Genomic DNA, 21,841 nt, shown 5'->3' with positions numbered 1-21,841 from the left:
TGCCGGTCACCCGATGGAACTAGATGCAACTTGCATTAATTAGCGCTTCTAACTTATTATGTGTATAAGCCAACGATCCAGCATCGATCCATGGCCACCGATCTCTCCCTACGCAGTCGAGGAGCGAGCATGATCAACAACGCGGGAGGTCCCGCCGAGGGGGACACATTCGACGCCGGCGCGGGCAGCATCCTGCGGCAGCCGAAGGCCGTCTGGGCGACCGCCGGCGCGTCCGTCGTCGCCTTCATGGGCATCGGGCTCGTCGACCCGATCCTGCCCTCCATCGCCAAGGGCCTGGACGCCACCCCGAGCCAGGTCTCGCTGCTCTTCACCTCGTACTTCCTGATCACCGCGGTCGCGATGCTGGTGACCGGCTTCGTCTCCAGCCGCATCGGCGGCAAGAAGACCCTGCTGCTCGGCCTCGCGCTCGTCGTGGTCTTCGCGGGGCTCGCGGGCACGTCCGGCTCGGTCGGCGAACTCGTCGGCTTCCGGGCCGGCTGGGGCCTGGGCAACGCGCTGTTCGTCTCCACCGCCCTCGCCGTCATCGTCGGCGCGGCGGCGGGCGGCAGCGCCGCGGCGATCCTGCTCTACGAGTCCGCGCTCGGCCTCGGCATGGCGTGCGGGCCGCTGCTCGGCGCCCTGCTCGGCAATGCCAGCTGGCGCTACCCCTTCTTCGGCACCGCGTTCCTGATGGCGATCGGCTTCCTGTGCATCACGGCGTTCCTGAAGGAGCAGCCGAGGCCCGCGAAGAAGACCTCACTGCTCGACCCGATCAAGGCACTCGGCCACGGCGGACTCGCCTCGGCGGCCGTGTCGGCGTTCTTCTACAACTACACGTTCTTCACCGTGCTGGCCTTCACTCCGTTCGTGCTGAACATGACCCCCTACAAGTCGGGCGCCGTGTTCTTCTGCTGGGGCCTGCTGCTCGCCGTCTTCTCGGTGATCGTGGCGCCGCGGATGCAAGCACGGTTCGGCTCGCTCAAGGTGCTGGGCGGCTCCCTGGTCCTGCTCGCCGCCGACGTGCTCGTGCTCGGGTACGGCAACCACACCGCGGCCGTGGTCTGCACGATCCTGTCGGGCGCCTTCATCGGCGTGAACAACACCGTGTACACCGAGCTGGCGCTCGGCGTGTCGGACGCGCCGCGCCCGGTGGCGAGCGCCGGCTACAACTTCGTCCGGTGGTTCGCCGCCGCGGCCGCGCCCTACTTCGCGCCGAAGATCGAGGAGTGGAGCGACATCCACATCCCGTTCGTGGTCGCCGCGATCACCGCCGCGGTCGGCGCGGTCGTCGTCTACGTACGACGCAACGCGCTCTCCCACGAGGCCGAGGAGCTCCAGCCGAAGCACGCCACCGAGGACAGTGTGGCCGTGTTCGCCGGCTGACTGTTTTCGGCCAGGAAACTGACCTTGTCTCAGGTCGGCGGGAAAAGACGGGGCAAGAAGTACTCAGTCCAGCGGGACGGATCTGCGCGAGGGATCGCGCAGGTCCGTCCCGCCGTTCAGCCAGCGTTCCTGAAGGGCCCCGGCGCCGTGCACGCGCTTCCACGCGGCCTCGTTCGGCGTCATCGGGAGCAGCGGCAGGAACCGTACGGGATCGGCGGGGGCGTCCAGCTCCAGGTCCTCGACCAGGCCACCGGACTCCGCGACCAGGACCGAGGTGAACGGCGCGCCGGGCCACAGCGCCCCGCCCACGTCGAGCGAGGCACCGGGGGCCACGATCAGCCCCTCGACCTGCGGGGACGCTGCGAGCACGGCGAGCGGACGGAGCACCTTGTCGGTGTCGGCGGCGCCCGGGCGGACGGACAGGACCAGCTCCGCGCGCGGGCCCTTCACCGGGTCGGCGAGGACCGCCGTGGGGTCCGCCATCGGCTGGGCGGACATACCGAGCGTGGCGTAGCGGACGACGTCACCCTCTGTGAAGCGCAGCACTTCGATGCGGTCGGTGCCGAGGAAGGTGACCGCGGCCCGGGCGTCGGGTTCGCCCAGCGCGGAGCGCAACCGGGCCTCGACCAAAGGAAGAACATCAGCCATGAGCCGAGCATAGAACTCGTCAGTAACGGGCAAAGCGGCGGCTTGACGCTTCAGTGCGCTGATAGTCTTGGCCGCTGGTCGGGGCAGCACGCAGTAGGGGTACCACCCAGGCCCTCAGGGCACTGGGGGAGTCGCTCCCGAGCCCCGACGCACTGAGACTGACTGTCTTCCCCACGGGGGGAGCCAGCTCCCCCACGGGGGATGGATCGTCCCTCACGGGGGACCGGCCGGAGGAGGTGGGGCTGCAATGGACCGAAGTCGACCTGGCAGTACCACCCGCTCTTCCGGTCGCTGAAGTTCTGTAGCTGGTTCCAGCCGTTCCCTGGCTCTCGTAGCTCTCTGTCGGCTGCTTCCTCCTGCAAACGTGTGCATACGTGTCAGCGTTGTCCCGGTGCACCACGGAAGAGCGCTTCGTTTCCGCCTGATCCATCCGATCTGTCTGATCTGAATCAGTAGCGAAGCTGCCACCGCGACGGTGCGGTGCTCCCCGCTTTGTGGACGTGCCAAACATCCGCAGTCAGGACGTCCCCATTCCGGGTAGTTTCAACCGTCGTCGGTCGCCTCCGTTGCGAAGGAGCCCGTCATGTCGATGATCCGTGACCTGCGTGCCGCGGTCCGCCCCCGTCCCTCGCTGCGCAAGGACAGTGGCTCGTACGACCACACCCGCGCCCCCGGGACCAACTCCGCCGTGGTCGACTGCGCCGTCTACCGTGACGGCGCCCGCGTCCCGACCCCCGAGCCGCTGACGCCCCAGGATGCGATGCGACTGGTGCACCGCGACGGCGGTTTCGTGTGGATCGGTCTGCACGAGCCCACGGAGGCCGAATTCGCCGGTATCGCGGGCGAGTTCGGGCTGCACCCGCTGGCCGTCGAGGACGCCGTCCAGGCCCACCAGCGGCCCAAGCTGGAGCGCTACGACGACTCCCTGTTCACCGTCTTCAAGACCATCCACTACGTCGAGCACGACGAACTCACCGCCACCAGCGAGATCGTGGAGACCGGCGAGGTCATGTGCTTCACCGGGCGGGACTTCTTCATCACCGTCCGGCACGGCGGGCAGGGCTCGCTGCGGGCGCTGCGGCGCCGGCTGCAGGACGACCCCGAGTTGCTCGCCAAGGGTCCCTCCGCCGTGCTGCACGCCATCGCCGACCACGTCGTCGACGGGTACATCGCGGTCGCGGACGCCGTACAGGACGACATCGACGAGGTGGAGACCGAGGTCTTCTCGCCGGGCCGCAAGGGCACCCCGCGCGGCACGGACGCCGGCCGCATCTACCAACTCAAGCGCGAGGTGCTGGAGTTCAAGCGGGCCGTCTCCCCGCTGCTGCGCCCCATGCAGCTGCTGAGCGAGCGCCCGATGCGGCTGATCGACCCGGACATCCAGAAGTACTTCCGTGACGTCGCCGACCACCTCGCCCGCGTCCAGGAGCAGGTCCTCGGCTTCGACGAGCTGCTCAACTCCATCCTCCAGGCCAACCTCGCGCAGGCGTCCGTGACGCAGAACGAGGACATGCGCAAGATCACTTCCTGGGCCGCGATCATCGCCGTACCGACGATGGTCTGTGGCGTGTACGGCATGAACTTCGACTACATGCCGGAGCTGCACTGGAAGTTCGGCTACCCGCTGGTGCTGGGCGCCACGGTCGGAATGTGTCTGTCGATCCACCGGATCCTGAAGCGCAACGGCTGGCTCTGAGCGCGCCGGGTGGCCGCCGCGCGCCCCTGGATAGGCTGGGTCCATGACGGAACAGCTGCTCGACCGGGCCCTCGTCGAGGAGGCCACGAAGAAGTCCGGGCTGATCTGGGTACGGAGCGGCGGCGTGCCGGCGCACGAGGCGCCGGGCGCCGAGGCGCCCACCCGGGCCCTGTGGCACGTGTGGCACGACGGCGCGGCCTGCCTGGTCGGCGACGGGCCCGGTGAGCAGCCGCTGCCCGGGCTCGTCGACGGGGGCGACGCGGTGGTCGTCGTCCGCAGCAAGGACAAGGGCGGCCGGCTGGTCGCGTGGAGCGCGAAGGTGGTCGAACTCGCGCCCGGCTCCCCCGCGTGGGAGGCGACGGTCGCCGAGCTCAAGGGCAAGCGCCTGAACGCGCCCGACGGCGAGGAGATGCCGGCCCGCTGGGCCCGCGAGTGCCGGGTGCTGCGCCTGGAGCCCCGGGCGGGCACACTCCCGCTGCCGGACGGCTCGCTGGCCGCCGCGCCGATCCCGTCCCCGGCGACCACCCGGCAGCCGATCCCGGCCGCCGTGCCGCGCCTCCTCTTCGGGAAGCGGGGACGCCGCCGCTAGGTCCTGTCGCGTACAGGCCCCGGGGCTAAGACGTCGGCAGCTGCTTGCCGTAGTCCACGGTCTCGCCCTTGGCGGGTTCCGCGAGGGCGAAGTTCTTGCCCCAGTCAGTGAGGCTGAGCGTGCCCGCGTCGCCCGCGCGGACCAGGAGCAGCGGGTACGGGGTTCCCTTCAGGGAGACGTCCAGGGTGCCGCCCGCGCCCTTGTCGCCGCTGATTCGGATGGTGCGGACGCCGGACTGCTCGTGGTGGCCGTCCGTGGCGAGGGAGCCGTGCAGGGTCAGCAGACCGTCGAGCAGGACGTCCTTGTCCGTGAAGCTGATGAAGCGCTTGTAGGCCGGGTCCCCGCTCGGGACCTTCACGAACTTGCCGTCGAGCTTGTCGGCGGCCGCGGTGTCCGCCGAAGTGCCGCCGCTCTTGCCGTCCTGGTGGTTCCAGAACTCGGCGTCGGCCTTGAGGAAGAGGTGCCGGCCGACCCGGAGCAGATGGAAGCTCGCCCCCTCCGAGGTGACCGAACCGGTGCCGCCGTCGGACTTCAGCCGCATGTCGAGCTTGTACGTGCGCCCGTTCGACACCACGCTCCCGGCAAGTCGCACCGCCTCGGCGGATGTGGCGGCCTTGCGCGTCTTCGACTGGATCTCGGTGGCGGACAGCTTCCCCACCCCGTTCGTGCCCGCGTCCGGATCCTCACTACCGCACCCCGTCAGCCCCGTCCCCGTCACGACCAGTGCGCACATCGCGCCCACCAGTGCGGCCCTGCGGGTACGGCCCTGGGAAATCGCAGTCACAGGTAGGGCTGCCTTTCATACGGGTGTCCATGCGGGTGTCCAGGCACGGGTCCGTGAGCGGGTCCGTGCGGGTCCGTGCGGGTGCCCATGCCGGCGTGGCCGTGCCGGGTGTCCCCAACGGCGTACGGCAGCGTACCGGTGCCGCGCGTGGCCGGCGGAGCCAGTCCGTCCGGACCGCTCACCAGGGCGTATCCGACCGGGACGGGCTAGCCTGAAGCCCACCTGAGCGGACAGGCCGGGACCAAACGCCCGTACGGAGAAAGCCGGCAAGCGTCCGGACCAACGCGGAACGGGCAACACGGAAAGAAGGAGGCGCGGGCATGGCCGCAGGCGCCACCCGGATCTTCGTCTCGCACCTCGCCGGTGTCGCCGTCTTCGACCCCAGCGGCGACCAGGTGGGCCGCGTGCGGGACCTGGTCGTCATGCTCCGCGTCGGACGCCGGCCGCCCCGGTTGCTCGGGCTGGTCGTGGAACTCTCCACCCGGCGGCGCATCTTCCTGCCCATGACCCGTGTCACCGGCATCGAGTCCGGCCAGGTCATCACCACCGGTGTCCTGAACGTGCGCCGCTTCGAACAGCGGCCCACCGAGCGGCTCGTCTTCGGCGAACTGCTCGACCGGCGGGTCCGGCTCGTCGAGACCGACGAGGAGGTGACCGTCCTCGACGTGTCCGTCCAGCAGCTGCCCGCCCGCCGTGAGTGGGAGATCGGCCGCGTCTTCGTGCGCAAGGGCCGCAGCGGGACCTTCCGGCGCACCAAGGGCGAGACGATGACCGTGGACTGGTCCGCCGTCACCGGGTTCTCGCTGGAGGAGCACGGACAGGGCGCCGAGAGCCTCCTCGCCACCTTCGAGCAGCTGCGCGCGGCCGACCTGGCCAACGTCATGCACCACCTGTCGCCGAAACGGCGCGGGGAGGTGGCCGCCGCCCTGGCCGACGACCGCCTCGCCGACGTCCTGGAGGAGCTCCCCGAGGACGACCAGATCGAGATCCTGGGCAAGCTCAAGGAGGAGCGCGCCGCCGATGTCCTGGAGGCGATGGACCCCGACGACGCGGCCGACCTGCTCGCCGAACTCCCCGAGGACGACGTGGAACGGCTGCTGACGCTGATGCGGCCCGGCGAGGCGGCCGACGTACGACGGCTGATGGCCTACGAGGAGCGGACCGCCGGCGGTCTGATGACGACCGAGCCCATCGTGCTGCGGCCCGACGCCACGGTCGCCGACGCGCTCGCCCGGGTCCGCGACCCCGACCAGTCCCCCGCGCTCGCCGCCCAGGTGTACGTGTGCCGGCCGCCGGACGAGACGCCGACCGGGAAGTACCTGGGCACGGCGCACTTCCAGCGGCTGCTGCGCGACCCGCCGTACACGCTGGTCAGTTCGATCCTCGACGACGATCTCCAGCCCCTCGCGCCGGACGCCGCGCTGCCCGTCGTCGCGGGGTTCTTCGCCACGTACGACATGGTCGCCGCGCCCGTCGTCGACGAGAGCGGCTCACTGCTCGGCGCGGTGACCGTGGACGACCTGCTGGACCACATGCTGCCGGAGGACTGGCGCGAGACCGAGTTCCATCTGCACGAGGACGAACCGCAGGACGGACGTCTGCACGAACCTCAGGACGAGCAGCCGGGTGCACGCGGGGACGACCAAGGAGACGACGAGGAAGGCCACCAGGAAGACGACCGCGAAGGCGTCGACGAAGGGAGGCGCGATGGGACCTGACCGCGAGACCCGCGAACGCGCCGCCACCGGGGCGACCGCCACCACCCGGCCCCGCACCCGCCTCGACCAGCCGATGCCGCCCCGTCGCCGGCTGGTGCCCGAGTGGGACCCGGAGGCCTTCGGACGGCTGTCGGAGCGGATCGCGCGCTTCCTCGGCACCGGACGGTTCATCGTCTGGATGACGGTCGTCATCATCGCGTGGCTGGTGTGGAACGTCTCGGCACCGCGCCATCTGCGCTTCGACCCGTACCCGTTCATCTTCCTGACCCTGATGCTCTCGCTCCAGGCCTCCTACGCCGCCCCGCTGATCCTCCTCGCGCAAAACCGCCAGGACGACCGCGACCGGGTCAACCTCGAACAGGACCGCAAGCAGAACGAACGCTCGATCGCGGACACCGAGTACCTCACCCGCGAGATCGCCGCCCTGCGCATGGGCCTCGGCGAGGTCGCCACCCGCGACTGGATCCGCTCCGAATTCCAGGACCTGATCAGGGAGCTGGAGGAACACCGCTCCGACGGCCGGGTCGTATTCCCGGCGGAACGGCCGCAGCGACGTGACGTAGACGACCGCTGACGGGGCTTTCCGGGCCCCGGGCCGGGCGCCGTACCATCGTCCTTATGGCTACGGAAGACGCGGTGCGTGAAGCACTGGCGACGGTGAACGACCCCGAGATCCAGCGACCCATCACCGAGCTGGGGATGGTCAAATCGGTAGAGATCGGTACGGATGGCGCGGTCGCGGTCACCGTGTATCTGACCGTCTCCGGCTGTCCGATGCGCGAGACCATCACGAAGAACGTGACGGAGGCGGTCTCGGCGGTCGAGGGCGTCACCCGCGTCGACGTGACCCTGGACGTGATGAGCGACGAGCAGCGCAAGGAGCTGGCGTCCGCGCTGCGCGGCGGCCAGACCGAGCGCGAGGTGCCCTTCGCCAAGCCGGGCTCGCTCACGCGCGTGTACGCGGTCGCCTCCGGCAAGGGCGGTGTCGGCAAGTCCTCGGTGACCGTGAACCTCGCGGCGGCGATGGCGGCCGACGGCCTCAAGGTCGGTGTGGTCGACGCGGACATCTACGGCCACTCGGTGCCCCGCATGCTCGGCGCGCACGGCCGTCCGACCCAGGTCGAGAACATGATCATGCCGCCGTCCGCGAACGGCGTGAAGGTCATCTCCATCGGCATGTTCACCCCGGGCAACGCACCGGTCGTCTGGCGCGGTCCGATGCTCCACCGCGCCCTCCAGCAGTTCCTGGCGGACGTCTTCTGGGGCGACCTGGACGTCCTGCTCCTCGACCTCCCGCCGGGCACGGGCGACATCGCGATCTCGGTGGCCCAGCTCGTCCCGAACGCGGAGATCCTGGTCGTCACCACCCCGCAGCAGGCGGCGGCCGAGGTCGCCGAGCGCGCGGGCTCCATCGCCGTCCAGACCCACCAGAAGATCGTGGGCGTGGTCGAGAACATGTCGGGCCTGCCGTGCCCGCACTGCGGCGAGATGGTCGACGTCTTCGGCACCGGCGGCGGTCAGACGGTCGCCGACGGCCTGACCCGCACCACCGGCGCGAGCGTCCCCGTCCTCGGCTCCATCCCGATCGACGTCCGCCTCCGCGAGGGCGGCGACGAGGGCAAGCCGGTCGTCCTGACCGACCCGGAGTCCCCCGCGGGCTCCGCCCTGCGCGCCATCGCCGGCAAGCTCGGCGGCCGCCAGCGCGGCCTGTCCGGCATGTCCCTGGGCATCACCCCGAGGAACAAGTTCTAGCCCATTCCCCGGCAGCACGTGGACAGGGGCGCCCCGCTGAGGAGCGCCCCAAAGGGGCGCGGGGAACCGCGCGACCAGCCAGAGCCGGCCCGCAGCCGCCGAGCGAGCCCAAGTCCCGCATCGGCCCGCGTTCCCCTCCCCCTCCCGGAGGGCAGGGCACCGTCACGCGTACGCCGCGATGTCCTTGATCATGGCGAAGCCCAGCCCGTACGCGCTCATCCCCCGCCCGTACGCCCCCACATGGACCCCCTCCTGGGTGGAACCCGCGAGGACCCAGCCGAACTCGGACTCGCGGTAGTGGAACGGCGTGGGGACGCCGTCCACGGGGAGGGACAGCGAGGACCAGTCGGGCCCGTCGAGGTCGTCCGCGAGAACCCACGCCGTCTCGGTCTGCTGGTCCAGCCAGTCGTCCCGCCGGGTGTGGTCCATCTGGCCGGGCCAGGTGAAGGACAGCAGCCCCACACCGGCCAGCCAGGCCGCCGAGGACACCGACGTGGCCTCGAGGAGCCCCGTACCGTCCGCGCTGCGGCGCGAAGGGCTGGCCGCGACGGTCACCACGACCGCGAACCGCTCCTTGTCCTCCGTCGACTCGCTGCGCACCGAGGGTTCTTCCCCGTGCCCGATCGAACCGTGCTCGACGGCACCGTCCGCCGACGTACCGACCTGCATCAGCCAGCGCGGCCCCGTGAAGGCCTCGTCGAGGCCGTACCACGGGAAGGGCGCCAGCAGGTAGCCGTCGACCGTGCGGCGGGCGGAGGGGACCTGCTGTCCGTCTTCCGCAGCCGGCGCCTGCGCGCCTACCCGACTTGTCGTCTCCATCTGCCCGGACGCCTCCTTGCTCTCGTCGGACCGGGTGGCCCGCCCCCCTCGGGCGTCCTCAGCAGTCCGCACAACAACTGGGCAGCATAGCCACACCGCTCCGAGCAGCAGGGAATGCACCCGGCGCGTGGGGCGCGCACGCGTCGCTTTCAGGCCGTGTCACACGCCTGCGGGTACGGCTCAGGTGGCGTCCGCGTCGAAGGGCGGGCGCTCGTCCGGGTCGCTCTTCTCGGGCTTCTTGGTCATGTCGATCGAACCGCCGGAGGAACCGGAGGCCGAGGACGGGGAAGACGAAGAGGACGACGAGGAGGCGTCCGTGTCGCGGCTGTGGACCGCGTCCGTGACCTCGGCCATCTCCTTCTTCAGGTCGAAGCCGTTGCGGATCTCCTTGAGCCCCAGCTCGTCGTTGTCCAGCTGCTTGCGGATGAACGTCTTGGGGTTGAGGTCCTCGAAATCGAAGTCCTTGAACTCCGGGCCGAGTTCCTCGCGGATGTCCGCCTTGGCGCTCTCCGAGAACTCACGGATCTTGCGGATGGTGCGGGTGACGTCCTGGATCATCTTCGGGAGCTTTTCCGGACCGAAGACGAGAACGGCAAGGACAACGAGCGTCAGCAGCTCGAGCGGTCCTATGTCATTGAACACCTGAAGCTCCTTGCGATGTCCACAGTCCTCGGCCGTCGGCCCTCGGGATTCTTCCGTGGTCCGGGCCGAGTCCACGGTACCCGTCGATCCCGTCCGTCCGGAACTGTCCCGGGGCTTCCGGGTTCGTGTACACGACGAGTTTCCCCGGATGTTCGCCGCTCAGCACGAGCCTGGGGGCTCTCCTGTGAAGTTCATGTCAGTTGCTGTCGAAAGAGGTCAGCCGCCGCTCGCGGAGCCGAGGACCAGGGTGAGCGTCCGCTGCGAGCCGCCCCGCCGGAGGGTCAGCCGGAGCCGGTCGCCGGGACGGTGGGCGCGGGTCTTCACGATCAGCTCCTCGCCCGAGTGGACGCGCTGTCCGTCGACCTCGGTGATGACGTCGCCGGCCTTGATGCCCGCCTTGGCCCCGGGGCCGCCCGCGGTGACCGGCGCGCCGCCGCCCTTCGTCCCGACCCGGGCGCCGTCGCCCGTGTAGTCCATGTCGAGCATGACCCCGATCACCGGGTGGGTCGCCCGGCCGGTGTTGATCAGCTCCTCGGCGACGCGCTTGGCCTGGTTGACGGGGATGGCGAAGCCGAGCCCGATGGAACCGGCCTGACCACCCTGGAGGTCGGTGCCGCCGTCGGCGGAGCGGATGGCGCTGTTGATGCCGATGACGCGGGCCCGTGTGTCGAGGAGGGGGCCGCCGGAGTTGCCGGGGTTGATGGGCGCGTCGGTCTGCAGCGCGTCGACGTACGAGACGTCGCTCCCGTCGCCCTTCTCGCCGCCCGCCGTGATGGGCCGCTCCTTGGCGCTGATGATCCCGGAGGTGACCGTGTTGGCGAGGTCGAAGGGCGCGCCGATGGCGACGACGGGGTCGCCCACCTGGACGCCGTCGGAGTTGCCCAGCGCCATGGGGCGCAGCCCGTGGACTCCCGAGACCTCGACCACGGCGAGGTCGTAGCCGCTGTCGTGCCCGACGACGGTGGCCTTGGCGCTCTCGCCGCCGCTGAACGTCACGGTTATCTCGCCGCCGCTGCCGGCCGGCTGGACCACGTGGTTGTTGGTGAGGATGTGACCCCGGGTGTCGAGCACGAACCCGGTGCCGGTGTCCTCTTCGCTGGAGCCGCGCACATGCAGGGTGACCACGCTGGGCAGCGCGCGGGCCGCTATCCCGGCCACGCTGTCCGCAGCCCGCCCGGGGGCCTCCTTGGCGGCCTGCGGCAGCGTGATGTCACCGACCCCGCCGTTGCGCTCCAGATAGGCCCCTACGGCGCCCCCGACGCCTCCGGAGACGACGGCGAGCACCACGGCCCCGAGGACCAACGCCTTCCTCGCCCGCTTACGCCGCTGGGTCCTCGTCTCGACAGCCGCCCCGTTCTGCTGGAGCGGTCCCGGGGCGGCCCAGGGGTCGTAGTTCTGCCACGGGGTGGGGGCCGGGTGGGGGTTGCTCGGGTACGGGGCGGGAGGCGGGCCCGGGGCCACCGCGGTGCCGTGCGCGGGGGTGGCCGCCGGGTGCTGGACGGGCGGGGCGGGCGCCCAGGGGCCCGGCTCGCCGTACGGCGGGGTGCTGTAGGGGTCGGGGTCGTGCAGGGGCCGGGGGCGGTCGACGGGGGTCTGCTGAGCCGGTAGGGCGGCGACCAGGGCCCGGCTCGCGGGCACGGCGTCGGAGGGACCCCCGACCTCCTCCGCCGCCTGCGGCACGCTTCCCTGAAGAGCCGCGGCAGGACGCTCCAGCTCGAAGTCACCGCCGCCGACACCGCTCCCGGCACCGGGCCCCGGCGGGGCGACGCCGGGAGCGACCGCGGCTGACGTTGCGGTGCCTGACGGGGCGGCGTCCGACGAAGCCGCACCGGTCGCACCCGGCGGAGCCGTGGCCGTCGCCGGCCGGTCCAGTTCGTAGTCCCCGTCGGACTTGTAGGCCCTTTCGGGCTGGTGGCCCCCGTCGGAGTGGTGGTTCGCCGCGGAGTCGCAGTCCGCCTCGGGTCCGCGGATGCCCTCGACCGGACCCACCGCGCCGACCCCCGGAGTGACCGGGCGGGGCCGGCTCCACCACTTCGCCTTCGTGGGCTTCCCCTCGTTCATGCTCTCCCCACACCTGGCCCGCGGCACAACACGCCGACGGTCACCGCAGATTGCCGACTCCGCGTCCGGGAATCCCTCCGGCGGACGCGGCCCAGCCTGGATTCAACCAGGTTCCGGGGGCCGGGGCGCAGAGGGCCGGTCAGTGGGCGGTACGGGAGGAGGGGGACGGGGAGGAAGAGGGGGACGGGGTGGTGGCCGGGGCGGCGAGCAGGCGCGGAGGCGTGAGGCCGGGCGGCGTCGACCAGGAGGTCTGCGCGATCGGCTCGGCCTCGGTGAGCGGATGTATGAGCGGGGACATCACGGCGGCACCGGCCACCACGGGGGTCGTCAGCGTGTGCATGACGTCGTCTGCCCGGGGTACCGGAGCGGGAACTCCGGGGAGCAGGGGCGCGGACACCGAGGTCGGCACGGCGGGCGCCACACCGAGCGAACGCTCGCCCTGGGCCAGCAGCGGCCCGTCGGAGCGGCGGCGCTGCGTCTCGGGAGCCGTCGCGGCACTCGAGCCCGGCGCACGCATCGGTGTCACATTGCTGCCGCCGGAGCCGCCGCGCGCGTCCGTGGTGTCGGCCGGCACTCCGGTCGACACCCCGCCGAGCGCGACCGCGGCCAGCGACACCGCACCGGCGGCGGCGAAGGCGAAGCGCAGCCCGCGCGAGGCCGATCGGTCGGTCTCGTGACGGCTGACGTCATGGATGCGGAAGCCGCGCCCGGAGGCGGGCGGCAGCACATCGCCGTGCGGCGCGGCGGGCACGTACCCGAAGGGCTCTCCGCGCACTCCGAAGACGCCGGTCACCGGGGCGCCGGAGGGGAGTCTTCCGCCGAATCCGCCCCCGCCGAACGGTGAGCCATCACCGCCGTCGAAGTCACCTCCCCCCGGAAGTCCCTGGAGACGGGCCAGGAAGCTCTCGGAGGGGGGCGGAGGGGCTACTTCCGCGAAGACGTTCTTCAGTCGGCGCTGGGCGTCCGCCTCGGCCTTGCACTTCGCGCAGGTGACGAGGTGGGCCAGGACGCGATCGCGCGACTCATGACCGAGCTCTCCGTCCACCAGGGCGGAGAGTCGGTCCCCAAGATGCTGGTCGGCAACACGCCGCTCCGTAGGGTTGGGCCGGGATCCACTCACGCGGTCGCGCCCCCTCCTCCCAGCGCGGGAACTCCCGTGATCGCGAAGCCGCGGCGCTCGGCACGGGCCTCGGGAGACCGGTGTGCGAGGGCCTTGCGCAGCTGCGAACGGCCACGGTGGATCCGGCTGCGGACCGTACCGAGCTTGACGCCCAGGGTCGCGGCGATCTCCTCGTACGAAAGTCCCTCGATGTCACAGAGGACGACCGCGGCGCGGAACTCGGGCGCGAGGGTGTCCAGCGCCTGCTGAACGTCCGCGTCGAAGTGCGCGTCGTTGAAGACCTGCTGCGGGGAGGGCTCGCGGCTGGGCAGGCGCTCGGCCGCGTCGTCACCGAGGGCGTCGAAGCGGATGCGCTGCTTGCGGCGCACCATGTCGAGGAAGAGGTTCGTGGTGATGCGGTGCAGCCAGCCCTCGAAGGTGCCGGGCGTGTAGGTCGACAGGGAGCGGAAGACGCGGACGAAGACTTCCTGCGTGAGGTCCTCGGCGTCGTGCTGGTTGCCCGTCAGGCGGTAGGCGAGCCGGTAGACCCGGCCGCTGTGCGTGCTGACGATCTCCTCCCAGGTGGGCGGAGTCCACGCCTGCGACTCCGCGTCGGTGGTGAACGTCGCGGTCTGCGCCGGGGCAGCAGCATGGAACTTGTCAGCGGTGTCGGTCACGGATTTCGGCTCACCCGCCGATCTGAGAAGGCGCCGCAGCACCCCTCCCCGATCCACAGGCGCAGCCGCACCTCCCCTGTCGGCTCTGGTGGTGTCCAGTGGAGCCCCTACCATAGCCACCTCGCCCGTTAGCTCCGGATAAGCGGTTTTACGAGAATTTGATACGTGCTCATATGGCTGCGTCAGCATGTGATCGCCACCCCGCTCCACACCCCGCTCCGCGCGCTGTTCCATCGGCTTCCCCCCGGTCTGTTTCCGCACCCCTCTAAACGCCTGGTCCCATCTGCGGGTTCCCGGCACCAACGGATACAGTCACGCCCAGGCAACCACGGGGACAGGGAGAGGGTCATTACCGGCAACCGGCAGACGAGCTGGGCGTTCGCCGACGCCTTTGTCGCCGAGGACGAAGCGCTGCGCTGGGCCCGCGACCGGGCCCGCGAGGCAGGGCTGCGCCCGGTGTCGCCCGGCACGGGCGCCGCGCTGCGGTTGCTCGCCGCCACCGTGGACGCGAAAGCGGTGGCGGAGATCGGGACCGGGACCGGCGTCTCCGGAATTCATCTGCTGCACGGCATGCGGCCGGACGGGGTACTGACCACCGTCGATCCGGAACCGGACCGCCAGCAGTTCGCCCGCCAGGCCTTCCGCGCGGCCGGCTTTGCCAGCAACCGCGCCCGCTTCATCCCCGGCCGCGCGCTGGACGTCCTGCCCCGGCTCGCGGACGCCGGCTACGACCTCGTCTTCTGCGACGGCGACCGTCTGGAGTGTCTGGACTACCTCGCTGAATCGTTGCGCCTGCTGCGTCCGGGCGGGCTGGTCGTCTTCGAGGGTGTCTTCGCGGACGGCCGCACGGTCGAATCGGGCCCACAGCCCGCCGAGGTCGGCCGGCTGCGCGAACTGCTGCGCGCGGTGCGCGAGAGCCAGGACCTGGTGCCCTCGCTGCTGCCGGTGGGCGACGGGTTGCTGTGCGGGGTCAAGCGCTGACCGCACGCTCGGTCTCGTCCGGCGACGCATGTCTGACCTGCGTCGATACATAGCGGTACGGCGTCGGCGCGCCCCAGGAGAACCACTGCCCCGGCACCGAATACGATGCCGGGGCAGTTGAAAAGGTATGGTCGCGTTCCGCGTCAGCCGACGACCTTCTTGAGGGCGTCGCCGAGCGCGTCGGCCTCGTCAGGGGTCAGCTCGACGACGAGCCGACCGCCGCCTTCGAGCGGAACGCGCATGACGATGCCCCGCCCCTCCTTGGTCACCTCGAGCGGGCCATCGCCCGTCCGCGGCTTCATGGCCGCCATGCTCGTTCCCCTTCCTGAAACCAGCTCATCGTCGCCGACGGCCCCTTGAAAGGGCACGCACGTCCCCTCATAGGACACACGTCACCGGCATCGAACACATTGCTTCCAGGCCATTATCCCGCATCTCAGGACCCGATGACCAACATCAGTCGGCATCGCTTGCGCAACGCGCTTGAGCAAAACCACTCAATTCGGCGATGTGACTGCGATACTGCGCCGCTGCATCGACTTCCACGGCGCGGAATTCTTTGACGCAGGTCACATGTCCTGTCCACGCCCCGGACCGTGATCTCCGCCATGCTGTCCTGCATGCTGTCCTCGAACCCAGGACGTACCGACCGGTACGTCGGAGCCGCGACACCGGAGGGGACCCACCATGGCCGACACCGTGCTCTATGAGGTGAGCGACGGACTCGCGACGATCACGCTGAACCGCCCCGAGGCGATGAACGCGATGAACACCGAGACCAAGGTCGCCCTCCGGGACGCGGCCCAGGCCGCCGCGGCGGACGGCGGCGTACGGGCGATCCTGCTCACCGCCGCAGGTGACCGGGCGTTCTGCGTCGGGCAGGACCTCAAGGAGCACATCGGGCTGCTGGCCGCCGACAAGGAGTCGGGGTCGCAGCACACGATGAGCACCGTGCGCGAGCACTACAACCCGATCGTGCGCGCCCTGACCGGGGCCCCGAAGCCCGTGGTGGCCGCGGTGAACGGCGTCGCCGCGGGGGCCGGCTTCGGCTTCGCCCTCTGCGCGGACTACCGGATCGTCGCCGACACCGCCGCCTTCAACACGTCCTTCGCCGGGGTCGCGCTGACCGCCGACTCGGGCATGTCATGGACCCTGCCGCGGGTGATCGGGCCGGGCCGCGCCGCCGATCTGCTGCTCTTCCCGCGCAGCATCACCGCGCAGGAGGCCTTCGAACTGGGGATCGCCAACCGGCTCGTCCCTGCGGCGTCGCTGCGCGGCGAGGCGGAGCTACTGGCCCGGACGCTGGCCGCGGGCCCGACGGTGGCCTATGCGGCGCTGAAGGAGGCCGTGGCCTATGGGCTCACGCACTCCTTGGACGAGGCCCTTGAGAAGGAGGACGAGCTGCAGGCGCGGGCGGGGGCGTCCGAGGACCATGTGATCGCGGTGCAGGCGTTCGTCAACAAGGAGAAGCCGAAGTACCTGGGGCGGTAACGCTTCGCTGGATTCGGCAGTCGAAGGCCGGTACGGGGACTGCGGGCCGTCTGTGGCTGGTCGCGCAGTTCCCCGCGCCCCTCAAGGGGCGTTCCTGGCGGCGCAATCCTCCAAGTGGTCGTTCACCAGGCCGCAGGCCTGCATCAACGCGTACGCCGTGGTCGGGCCCACGAAGCGGATGCCGCGCTTCTTGAGGGTCTTGGAGAGGGCCGTCGACTCGTCGGTGACGGCCGGGACGTCGGCCAGCCGCTTCGGGGCCGGGCGGGTGGCAGGGTCGGGGGCGAAGGACCAGATCAGCTCGTCCAGCTCGCCCGGCGCCCAGTCGGCCAGCACGCGCGCGTTGGCGACGGTCGCCTCGATCTTGGCGCGGTTGCGGATGATGCCCGGGTCGCCGAGGAGGCGCTCCTTGTCGGCGTCCGTGAACTCGGCCACCGAGGCGATCTTGAAGTCGGCGAAGGCGGCCCGGAAACCCGGCCGGCGACGCAGGATCGTGATCCAGGACAGCCCCGACTGGAAGGCCTCCAGACAGAGTCGCTCGTACAGCGCGTCGTCGCCGTGGACCGGGCGGCCCCACTCCTTGTCGTGGTACGAGACGTAGTCCTCGGTGGACAGGGCCCAGGGGCAGCGCAGCGCGCCGTCGGACCCGGCGAGCGCGTCGCTCACTGCTGCTCCCCCTCGGCCGGCTTGCGCAGCGAGGTGGTCGCGGTGGCGCGGGCGCCGGCCAGCGCGGCCTCCAGGTCGGCGATCCTGGCGTCCCGCTCGGCGAGCTCGGCGCCGAGTCGGCCGAGGGCGTCGTCCACGTCCGCCATGCGGTAGCCGCGGGCGGCGAGCGGGAAACGCACGGACTCCACGTCCGCGCGGTTCACCGGCCGGTCCTGGGGCAGCGGGTCCACCAGCCGATCGGGCTCGGCGTCGGGAAGGGGGGCGCTCTCGCCGCCGCCCACCACGGACAGTGTCACCGCGGCGACCACGACGGCGAGCGCGACGACCAGGAACAAGAACATGAACATCGCTGAGGTCCCCACGCTCTGGTGCCGACGCGTAGGGCGCCGGCGCGAAAGTACTGAAGCTACTGAAAATGTCTGACGAGTGCCGAAGCGGTCCGGCGCTGAAAAGTGTCAGGGTCCGATCGTGCCATGCGAGTCTGACAGTTAAGGTCGCAGGCGGCTAAGCAGCGGGACTTACTAGGAGAGGTCACAGGGGATGCTCAGGCTGGGCAGGCACGAATTCGACCCGCACGAGCCGGTGATCATGGCCATCGTGAACCGGACCCCGGACTCCTTCTACGACCAGGGAGCCACCTTCCGCGACGAGCCCGCGCTCGCGCGCGTGGAGCAGGCGGTGGCCGAGGGCGCCGCCATCATCGACATCGGCGGGGTCAAGGCCGGCCCCGGGGAAGAGGTGACCGCCGAGGAGGAGGCCCGCCGTACGGTCGGTTTCGTCGCCGAGGTGCGACGGCGGTTCCCCGACGTGATCATCAGCGTCGACACCTGGCGGCACGAGGTCGGGGAGGCGGTGTGCGAGGCGGGGGCGGATCTGCTCAACGACGCGTGGGGCGGCGTGGATCCTCGGCTCGCGGAGGTGGCCGCGCGGTACGGGGTGGGGCTGGTGTGCACCCATGCGGGGGGCGCCGAGCCTCGTACGCGGCCGCATCGGATCGCCTACGACGACGTCATGGCCGACATTCTGCGGGTGACCGTGGGGCTGGCCGAGCGGGCGGTGGCCCTGGGCGTACCCCGGGAGTCCGTGCTGATCGACCCCGGGCACGACTTCGGGAAGAACACCCGGCACAGCCTGGAGGCGACTCGGCGGCTGGGCGAGATGGTGGAGACGGGGTGGCCCGTGCTGGTCTCCCTCTCCAACAAGGACTTCGTCGGGGAGACCCTCGACAAGCCGGTGAAGGAGCGGGTGGTGGGGACGTTGGCCACGACGGCGGTGTCGGCGTGGCTGGGGGCGCAGGTGTATCGCGTCCACGAGGTCGCCGAGACCCGTCAGGTCCTGGACATGGTGGCGTCGATCGCGGGCCACCGCCCTCCGACGGTGGCCCGCCGGGGGCTGGCGTAGTTTCCGTCGCCCCCGCCGCCCCTACCCGTCCCATCCTCATTCGGGGGCTCCGCCCTCGAACCCCCGACGGCCTGAACGGCCTCGTCCTCAAACACCGGACGGGCTGAGGATGCGCGCAGCGCCCCCTTAGGGGCGCGGGGAACTGCGCGAACGACCCCCACCGGCCGGCAGCCGAAGAACTTCGGGCGGGCGGGGATTCGGGGCGCAGCCCCGACCCAGGGGCGCGGGGAACTGCGCGACCAGCCCCCACGCACCCGCGGCGGAAGAACCCACTGGGGACCTAGGGCCGTCAGCGGCCCGCCTCCTTCGAGACCAGGGCGACCGCTTCGTCCACCTCGTCCGTGAGGTGGAACAGGAGGAGGTCCTTTTCGGAGGCCTTGCCCTGGGCGATCAGGGTGCCCTTGAGCCAGTCGACGAGACCGCCCCAGTACGCCGTGCCGAAGAGGACGATCGGGAAGCGGGTGACCTTCTGGGTCTGGACGAGGGTGAGGGCCTCGAAGAGTTCGTCGAGGGTGCCGAGGCCGCCGGGCAGGACCACGAAGCCCTGGGCGTACTTGACGAACATCATCTTGCGGACGAAGAAGTACCGGAAGTTGAGGCCGATGTCGACGTAGGGGTTGAGGCCCTGTTCGAAGGGGAGCTCGATGCCCAGGCCGACGGAGATGCCCTTGGCCTCGCAGGCGCCCTTGTTGGCGGCTTCCATCGCGCCGGGCCCGCCGCCCGTGATGACGGCGAACCCGGCTTCGACCAGGCCTCGGCCGAGCGCGACCCCCGCCTCGTACTCGGGCGAGTCCACCGGCGTACGGGCGGAGCCGAAGACGCTGATCGCGGGCGGGAGTTCGGCGAGCGTGCCGAAGCCTTCGATGAACTCCGACTGGATGCGCAGGACTCGCCAGGGGTCGGTGTGCACCCAGTCGGAGGGGCCGCCCGCGTCCAGCAGCCGCTGGTCCGTGGTGCTCGACTGCACCTGGTCGCGCCTGCGCAGCACCGGCCCCAGCCGCTGCTCCTCCGGTGGCTGCTTCTTGCCCTCGGGGTTGCCAGTAGCCATGTGCGCTCCCTCCGCTAGCAGGTGGTTCAGCCCCAGGGTAGATCTACGCGGGTTACGGAGGGGGGACATGCGCATGTCCGCCGCGCACCACAAAGGTTCGGGCGGGCCTCAGGACGTCAGCCAGGAGCGCAGACGCTCCTCCGCCTCCGGGATCTCCGACGCCCGCACCCGCTCGTCCACCTTGTGGGCGAGGAGCGGCGCGCCGGGCCCGTAGTTCACCGCGGGCACCCCGAGCGCGCTGAAGCGGGCGACGTCCGTCCAGCCGAACTTGGGGCGGGCCTCGCCGCCGACGGCCGCCAGGAAGGCCGCGGCGGCCGGGTGGGTCAGGCCGGGCCGGGCCCCGCCGGAGTGGTCGTCGACGATGAACTCGTCGATGTCGCAGTCGGCGAAGAAGTCACGGACGAAGGCCTCGGCCTCCGCCTCGCTGCGGTCGGGCGCGTAGCGGAAGTTGACGACGACGGTGCAGGCGTCGGGGATGACGTTGGTGGCCACGCCCCCCTCGACGCGGACGGCGTTGAGGCCTTCGTGGAACTGGAGGCCGTCCACGACCGGCGTGCGCGGCTCGTAGGCGGCGAGCTTGGCGAGGATCGGGGCCGCCGCGTGGATCGCGTTGGAGCCCATCCACGCGCGCGCGGAGTGGGCACGCTCCCCCTTGGTCTTCAGGAACACCCTGAGGGTGCCCTGGCAGCCGCCCTCCACCTGGCCGTCCGTCGGCTCCAGGAGGATCGCGAAGTCGCCCGCCAGCCAGTCGGGGTGGGCCTCGGCGACGTGCTTCAGGCCGTTCAGGTGGGCGGCGACCTCTTCGTTGTCGTAGAACACGAAGGTGAGGTCGCGGTTGGGTGCGGGGACCGTGGCCGCGACGCGCAGCTGTACGGCGACGCCGGACTTCATGTCACAGGTGCCGCAGCCCCACAGGACGCCGTCCTCGTCGAGGCGCGAGGGCACGTTGCCGGCGATGGGGACCGTGTCGATGTGGCCGGCGAGGATCACGCGCTCGGACCGCCCCAGGTTCGTACGCGCCACGACGTTGTTGCCGTACCGGTCGACCGTCAGATGCGGCAGGGCGCGCAGCGCGGCCTCGATGGCGTCCGCGAGCGGCTTCTCGTTGCCGCTCTCCGAGGGGAAGTCGACGAGCCGCGCGGTGAGCTCGGCGGCGTCCAGCGTGAGGTCAAGGGTGGTGTCGGCCATGCCCTCGACCCTAGCGCCCCCTGCTCGGCGCTCCCCCGCGCACGGGTTGTCCACAACCCCATAGGTCGCCAACAGTCGCCTCCAGTACCTTGTACGCGTGCCAGAGACGTCCCCCACTCCTGTCCGGCGCGGCCGCTTCTTCCGTTTCGGGGCGGCCGTCGTAGTCATGCTCGCGCTCGCGGGTTACCTCGCGGTGCAGTACCTCACGGGAGGGACGGGTGCGCCGCGCTGCAGAGTCGTCTCGGGCAAGAGCGACGGCGCGTCGTACGAGTTCACCCCGGAGCAGGCGGTGAACGCGGCGACGATCTCGGCGGTCGGCACCACCCGCGGGCTGCCGGAGCGCGCCGTGGCCATCGCGCTGGCGACCGCGCTCCAGGAGTCGGGGCTGCGCAACATCCAGCACGGCGACCGGGACTCGCTCGGTCTGTTCCAGCAGCGCCCTTCGCAGGGCTGGGGGACGACGAAACAGATCATGGACCCGACGTACGCGGCCGGCATGTTCTACGAACACCTGGCCAAGGTGCCGGGCTACACGCGGCTGCCGCTCACCGTCGCCGCGCAGCGCGTGCAGCGCAGCGGCTATCCGCAGGCGTACGCGAAGCACGAGCCGGACGCGACGCTGCTGGCCGCGGCCCTGACCGGCCGCGCGGCGGCCACGCTGACCTGTGAGGGCCGTCCGGGGGCGACCCCGGTCGGCGGCCCGGACTCGGTGCGCGCGGCGCTCGTCCGGGACTTCGGGCGCGAGGTGCTGCAGGAGGCGGGAGCCGATGTGGGCACCGCGGGCTCCCCCGCCTCCCCGACGGCTTCCCCGACGCTCGCCCCCTCCCCGGCCGTCTCGGGCCGGACCGTGACCGTGCCCGTGCGCAAGGACCCCACCGGCGACTCCACCGTCCGCGAGCGCGGCTGGGAGCTGGCGCACTGGGCGGTGGCCAACTCCTCGGCGCTGCACATCCAACGGGTCTCCTACGCGGGGCGGGAGTGGACGGCCGGGGAACGGAACGGCGAGTGGCGGGCGGCGGTCACCACGGGCGGTTCGACGACGAAACAGTCCCCCGGCGAGGTCCGCATCGTCACCGCGCAGTAGTACGTGGCCTCACCTGTACGGGGGATGCTCGGCGTGGCGCATTGCCGCCGCGAGCGGGTTTTCGCGTGCTCACTCCGGAATCCGCCGGACCCCTTGAAAACAAAGGGCCGTAAGGAT

The 21,841-nt window shown here is 71.0% G+C and carries 22 protein-coding genes; 10 read left to right on the top strand and 12 right to left on the bottom strand.

From position 1 onward, the window contains the following. Nucleotides 1-129 precede the first annotated feature (129 nt). Entirely contained in the window at nucleotides 130-1,383 is a 1,254-nt protein-coding gene (locus ACIQTP_RS15750; RefSeq protein ID WP_403400167.1) for an MFS transporter, read from the top strand. A gap of 63 nt (nucleotides 1,384-1,446) precedes the next feature. Here ACIQTP_RS15750 and ACIQTP_RS15745 read toward each other — a convergent pair whose 3' ends face one another. Then, nucleotides 1,447-2,031, bottom strand: a complete 585-nt coding sequence (locus ACIQTP_RS15745; RefSeq protein ID WP_067368516.1) for a suppressor of fused domain protein — start codon at nucleotides 2,029-2,031, stop codon at nucleotides 1,447-1,449. A 583-nt stretch (nucleotides 2,032-2,614) separates the two neighbouring features. On the opposite strand from ACIQTP_RS15745, the gene ACIQTP_RS15740 reads away from it, so the two are divergent. Together ACIQTP_RS15740 and ACIQTP_RS15735 are read left to right on the top strand one after the other, a co-directional pair. After that, nucleotides 2,615-3,727 carry a magnesium and cobalt transport protein CorA gene (locus tag ACIQTP_RS15740; protein WP_403400165.1) on the top strand — a complete coding sequence of 371 codons (1,113 nt, stop codon included), beginning with the start codon at nucleotides 2,615-2,617 and terminating at the stop codon, nucleotides 3,725-3,727. Nucleotides 3,728-3,770: 43 nt separating this feature from the next. After that, the gene (locus ACIQTP_RS15735; RefSeq protein ID WP_402035471.1) at nucleotides 3,771-4,316 is read left to right on the top strand and encodes a hypothetical protein; all 546 of its coding nucleotides are present in this window, start codon (nucleotides 3,771-3,773) and stop codon (nucleotides 4,314-4,316) included. A 25-nt stretch (nucleotides 4,317-4,341) separates the two neighbouring features. Here the strand turns inward: ACIQTP_RS15735 and ACIQTP_RS15730 are convergent, their stop codons facing one another. Continuing rightward, nucleotides 4,342-5,100 (bottom strand): hypothetical protein, encoded by a 759-nt coding sequence (locus tag ACIQTP_RS15730; RefSeq protein ID WP_403400163.1) that lies wholly within the window; start codon nucleotides 5,098-5,100, stop codon nucleotides 4,342-4,344. A 320-nt stretch (nucleotides 5,101-5,420) separates the two neighbouring features. Between ACIQTP_RS15730 and ACIQTP_RS15725 the strand changes: the two genes are divergently transcribed. From ACIQTP_RS15725 to ACIQTP_RS15715, 3 genes are read left to right on the top strand one after another with little or no spacing between them, the layout of a single operon-like run. Next, nucleotides 5,421-6,818, top strand: a complete 1,398-nt coding sequence (locus tag ACIQTP_RS15725) for a magnesium transporter MgtE N-terminal domain-containing protein (RefSeq protein WP_403400161.1) — start codon at nucleotides 5,421-5,423, stop codon at nucleotides 6,816-6,818. Further along, the gene (locus ACIQTP_RS15720) at nucleotides 6,808-7,392 is read left to right on the top strand and encodes a DUF1003 domain-containing protein (protein WP_403400159.1); all 585 of its coding nucleotides are present in this window, start codon (nucleotides 6,808-6,810) and stop codon (nucleotides 7,390-7,392) included. Before ACIQTP_RS15725 ends, ACIQTP_RS15720 begins: the two co-directional genes overlap by 11 nt. A 44-nt stretch (nucleotides 7,393-7,436) precedes the next feature. Beyond that, the gene (locus ACIQTP_RS15715; protein WP_403400157.1) at nucleotides 7,437-8,570 is read left to right on the top strand and encodes an Mrp/NBP35 family ATP-binding protein; all 1,134 of its coding nucleotides are present in this window, start codon (nucleotides 7,437-7,439) and stop codon (nucleotides 8,568-8,570) included. Between the two features lie 162 nt (nucleotides 8,571-8,732). On the opposite strand, the gene ACIQTP_RS15710 is transcribed toward ACIQTP_RS15715, so the two are convergent. The 5 genes from ACIQTP_RS15710 to sigE form a co-directional block, all read right to left on the bottom strand. Then, the gene (locus ACIQTP_RS15710; RefSeq protein ID WP_067368494.1) at nucleotides 8,733-9,389 is read right to left on the bottom strand and encodes a hypothetical protein; all 657 of its coding nucleotides are present in this window, start codon (nucleotides 9,387-9,389) and stop codon (nucleotides 8,733-8,735) included. 180 nt (nucleotides 9,390-9,569) lie between these two features. After that, the gene (locus ACIQTP_RS15705; protein ID WP_403400155.1) at nucleotides 9,570-10,031 is read right to left on the bottom strand and encodes a sec-independent translocase; all 462 of its coding nucleotides are present in this window, start codon (nucleotides 10,029-10,031) and stop codon (nucleotides 9,570-9,572) included. 216 nt (nucleotides 10,032-10,247) lie between these two features. Continuing rightward, entirely contained in the window at nucleotides 10,248-12,092 is a 1,845-nt protein-coding gene (locus ACIQTP_RS15700; RefSeq protein WP_403400153.1) for a trypsin-like peptidase domain-containing protein, read from the bottom strand. Nucleotides 12,093-12,231: 139 nt separating this feature from the next. Next, nucleotides 12,232-13,212, bottom strand: a complete 981-nt coding sequence (locus ACIQTP_RS15695) for an anti-sigma factor family protein (RefSeq protein WP_402035454.1) — start codon at nucleotides 13,210-13,212, stop codon at nucleotides 12,232-12,234. Further along, entirely contained in the window at nucleotides 13,209-13,910 is a 702-nt protein-coding gene (gene sigE / locus ACIQTP_RS15690; protein WP_402035452.1) for an RNA polymerase sigma factor SigE, read from the bottom strand. The genes ACIQTP_RS15695 and sigE overlap by 4 nt, the downstream gene beginning before the upstream one ends. A gap of 414 nt (nucleotides 13,911-14,324) precedes the next feature. Here sigE and ACIQTP_RS15685 point away from each other — a divergent pair, with 414 nt between their 5' ends. Then, the gene (locus tag ACIQTP_RS15685) at nucleotides 14,325-14,849 is read left to right on the top strand and encodes an O-methyltransferase (RefSeq protein ID WP_054228219.1); all 525 of its coding nucleotides are present in this window, start codon (nucleotides 14,325-14,327) and stop codon (nucleotides 14,847-14,849) included. 143 nt (nucleotides 14,850-14,992) lie between these two features. Here ACIQTP_RS15685 and ACIQTP_RS15680 read toward each other — a convergent pair whose 3' ends face one another. Next, nucleotides 14,993-15,160: a DUF3117 domain-containing protein gene (locus tag ACIQTP_RS15680; protein WP_003966491.1), complete on the bottom strand. Its 168-nt coding sequence runs from the start codon at nucleotides 15,158-15,160 to the stop codon at nucleotides 14,993-14,995. A 376-nt stretch (nucleotides 15,161-15,536) separates the two neighbouring features. Here ACIQTP_RS15680 and ACIQTP_RS15675 point away from each other — a divergent pair, with 376 nt between their 5' ends. Then, the gene (locus ACIQTP_RS15675; protein ID WP_403400150.1) at nucleotides 15,537-16,340 is read left to right on the top strand and encodes an enoyl-CoA hydratase/isomerase family protein; all 804 of its coding nucleotides are present in this window, start codon (nucleotides 15,537-15,539) and stop codon (nucleotides 16,338-16,340) included. A gap of 81 nt (nucleotides 16,341-16,421) precedes the next feature. Here ACIQTP_RS15675 and ACIQTP_RS15670 read toward each other — a convergent pair whose 3' ends face one another. Further along, complete coding sequence (locus tag ACIQTP_RS15670; protein ID WP_403400148.1) at nucleotides 16,422-17,003, bottom strand: DNA-3-methyladenine glycosylase I; 582 nt, start codon at nucleotides 17,001-17,003, stop codon at nucleotides 16,422-16,424. Next, nucleotides 17,000-17,350 (bottom strand): DivIVA domain-containing protein, encoded by a 351-nt coding sequence (locus ACIQTP_RS15665; RefSeq protein ID WP_101400503.1) that lies wholly within the window; start codon nucleotides 17,348-17,350, stop codon nucleotides 17,000-17,002. Before ACIQTP_RS15665 ends, ACIQTP_RS15670 begins: the two co-directional genes overlap by 4 nt. Before the next feature lie 193 nt (nucleotides 17,351-17,543). Between ACIQTP_RS15665 and folP the strand changes: the two genes are divergently transcribed. Continuing rightward, nucleotides 17,544-18,404: a dihydropteroate synthase gene (gene folP / locus ACIQTP_RS15660; RefSeq protein ID WP_403400146.1), complete on the top strand. Its 861-nt coding sequence runs from the start codon at nucleotides 17,544-17,546 to the stop codon at nucleotides 18,402-18,404. A 289-nt stretch (nucleotides 18,405-18,693) separates the two neighbouring features. Here folP and ACIQTP_RS15655 read toward each other — a convergent pair whose 3' ends face one another. Both ACIQTP_RS15655 and dapE read right to left on the bottom strand, forming a co-directional pair. Beyond that, nucleotides 18,694-19,452, bottom strand: coding sequence for a TIGR00730 family Rossman fold protein (locus ACIQTP_RS15655; protein WP_402035442.1), 759 nt, complete (start codon nucleotides 19,450-19,452; stop codon nucleotides 18,694-18,696). A gap of 108 nt (nucleotides 19,453-19,560) precedes the next feature. Beyond that, the gene (gene dapE / locus ACIQTP_RS15650) at nucleotides 19,561-20,640 is read right to left on the bottom strand and encodes a succinyl-diaminopimelate desuccinylase (RefSeq protein ID WP_403400144.1); all 1,080 of its coding nucleotides are present in this window, start codon (nucleotides 20,638-20,640) and stop codon (nucleotides 19,561-19,563) included. 97 nt (nucleotides 20,641-20,737) lie between these two features. On the opposite strand from dapE, the gene ACIQTP_RS15645 reads away from it, so the two are divergent. Next, on the top strand, nucleotides 20,738-21,724 hold the full coding sequence (locus tag ACIQTP_RS15645) for a heavy metal transporter (RefSeq protein ID WP_403400143.1): 987 nt from the start codon (nucleotides 20,738-20,740) through the stop codon (nucleotides 21,722-21,724). The last annotated feature ends 117 nt before the right edge of the window (nucleotides 21,725-21,841 follow it).

Origin of the sequence: Streptomyces sp. NPDC090798 (assembly GCF_044768965.1) — a bacterium.
GTDB lineage: Bacteria > Actinomycetota > Actinomycetes > Streptomycetales > Streptomycetaceae > Streptomyces.
The sequence above is the reverse complement of the archived record's forward strand: the minus strand, read 5'-3'. Positions and strand labels throughout refer to the sequence as shown.

Excerpts from the sequence above, each read along its gene's own strand:
- ACIQTP_RS15750 (WP_403400167.1), top strand. The coding sequence starts at position 130 with ATGATCAACAACGCGGGAGGTCCCGCCGAGGGGGACACATTCGACGCC.
- ACIQTP_RS15745 (WP_067368516.1), bottom strand. The coding sequence starts at position 2,031 with ATGGCTGATGTTCTTCCTTTGGTCGAGGCCCGGTTGCGCTCCGCGCTG.
- ACIQTP_RS15740 (WP_403400165.1), top strand. The coding sequence starts at position 2,615 with ATGTCGATGATCCGTGACCTGCGTGCCGCGGTCCGCCCCCGTCCCTCG.
- ACIQTP_RS15735 (WP_402035471.1), top strand. The coding sequence starts at position 3,771 with ATGACGGAACAGCTGCTCGACCGGGCCCTCGTCGAGGAGGCCACGAAG.
- ACIQTP_RS15725 (WP_403400161.1), top strand. The coding sequence starts at position 5,421 with ATGGCCGCAGGCGCCACCCGGATCTTCGTCTCGCACCTCGCCGGTGTC.
- ACIQTP_RS15720 (WP_403400159.1), top strand. The coding sequence starts at position 6,808 with ATGGGACCTGACCGCGAGACCCGCGAACGCGCCGCCACCGGGGCGACC.
- ACIQTP_RS15715 (WP_403400157.1), top strand. The coding sequence starts at position 7,437 with ATGGCTACGGAAGACGCGGTGCGTGAAGCACTGGCGACGGTGAACGAC.
- ACIQTP_RS15710 (WP_067368494.1), bottom strand. The coding sequence starts at position 9,389 with ATGGAGACGACAAGTCGGGTAGGCGCGCAGGCGCCGGCTGCGGAAGAC.
- ACIQTP_RS15700 (WP_403400153.1), bottom strand. The coding sequence starts at position 12,092 with ATGAACGAGGGGAAGCCCACGAAGGCGAAGTGGTGGAGCCGGCCCCGC.
- ACIQTP_RS15680 (WP_003966491.1), bottom strand. The coding sequence starts at position 15,160 with ATGGCGGCCATGAAGCCGCGGACGGGCGATGGCCCGCTCGAGGTGACC.
- ACIQTP_RS15675 (WP_403400150.1), top strand. The coding sequence starts at position 15,537 with ATGGCCGACACCGTGCTCTATGAGGTGAGCGACGGACTCGCGACGATC.
- ACIQTP_RS15665 (WP_101400503.1), bottom strand. The coding sequence starts at position 17,350 with ATGTTCATGTTCTTGTTCCTGGTCGTCGCGCTCGCCGTCGTGGTCGCC.
- folP (WP_403400146.1), top strand. The coding sequence starts at position 17,544 with ATGCTCAGGCTGGGCAGGCACGAATTCGACCCGCACGAGCCGGTGATC.
- ACIQTP_RS15655 (WP_402035442.1), bottom strand. The coding sequence starts at position 19,452 with ATGGCTACTGGCAACCCCGAGGGCAAGAAGCAGCCACCGGAGGAGCAG.
- dapE (WP_403400144.1), bottom strand. The coding sequence starts at position 20,640 with ATGGCCGACACCACCCTTGACCTCACGCTGGACGCCGCCGAGCTCACC.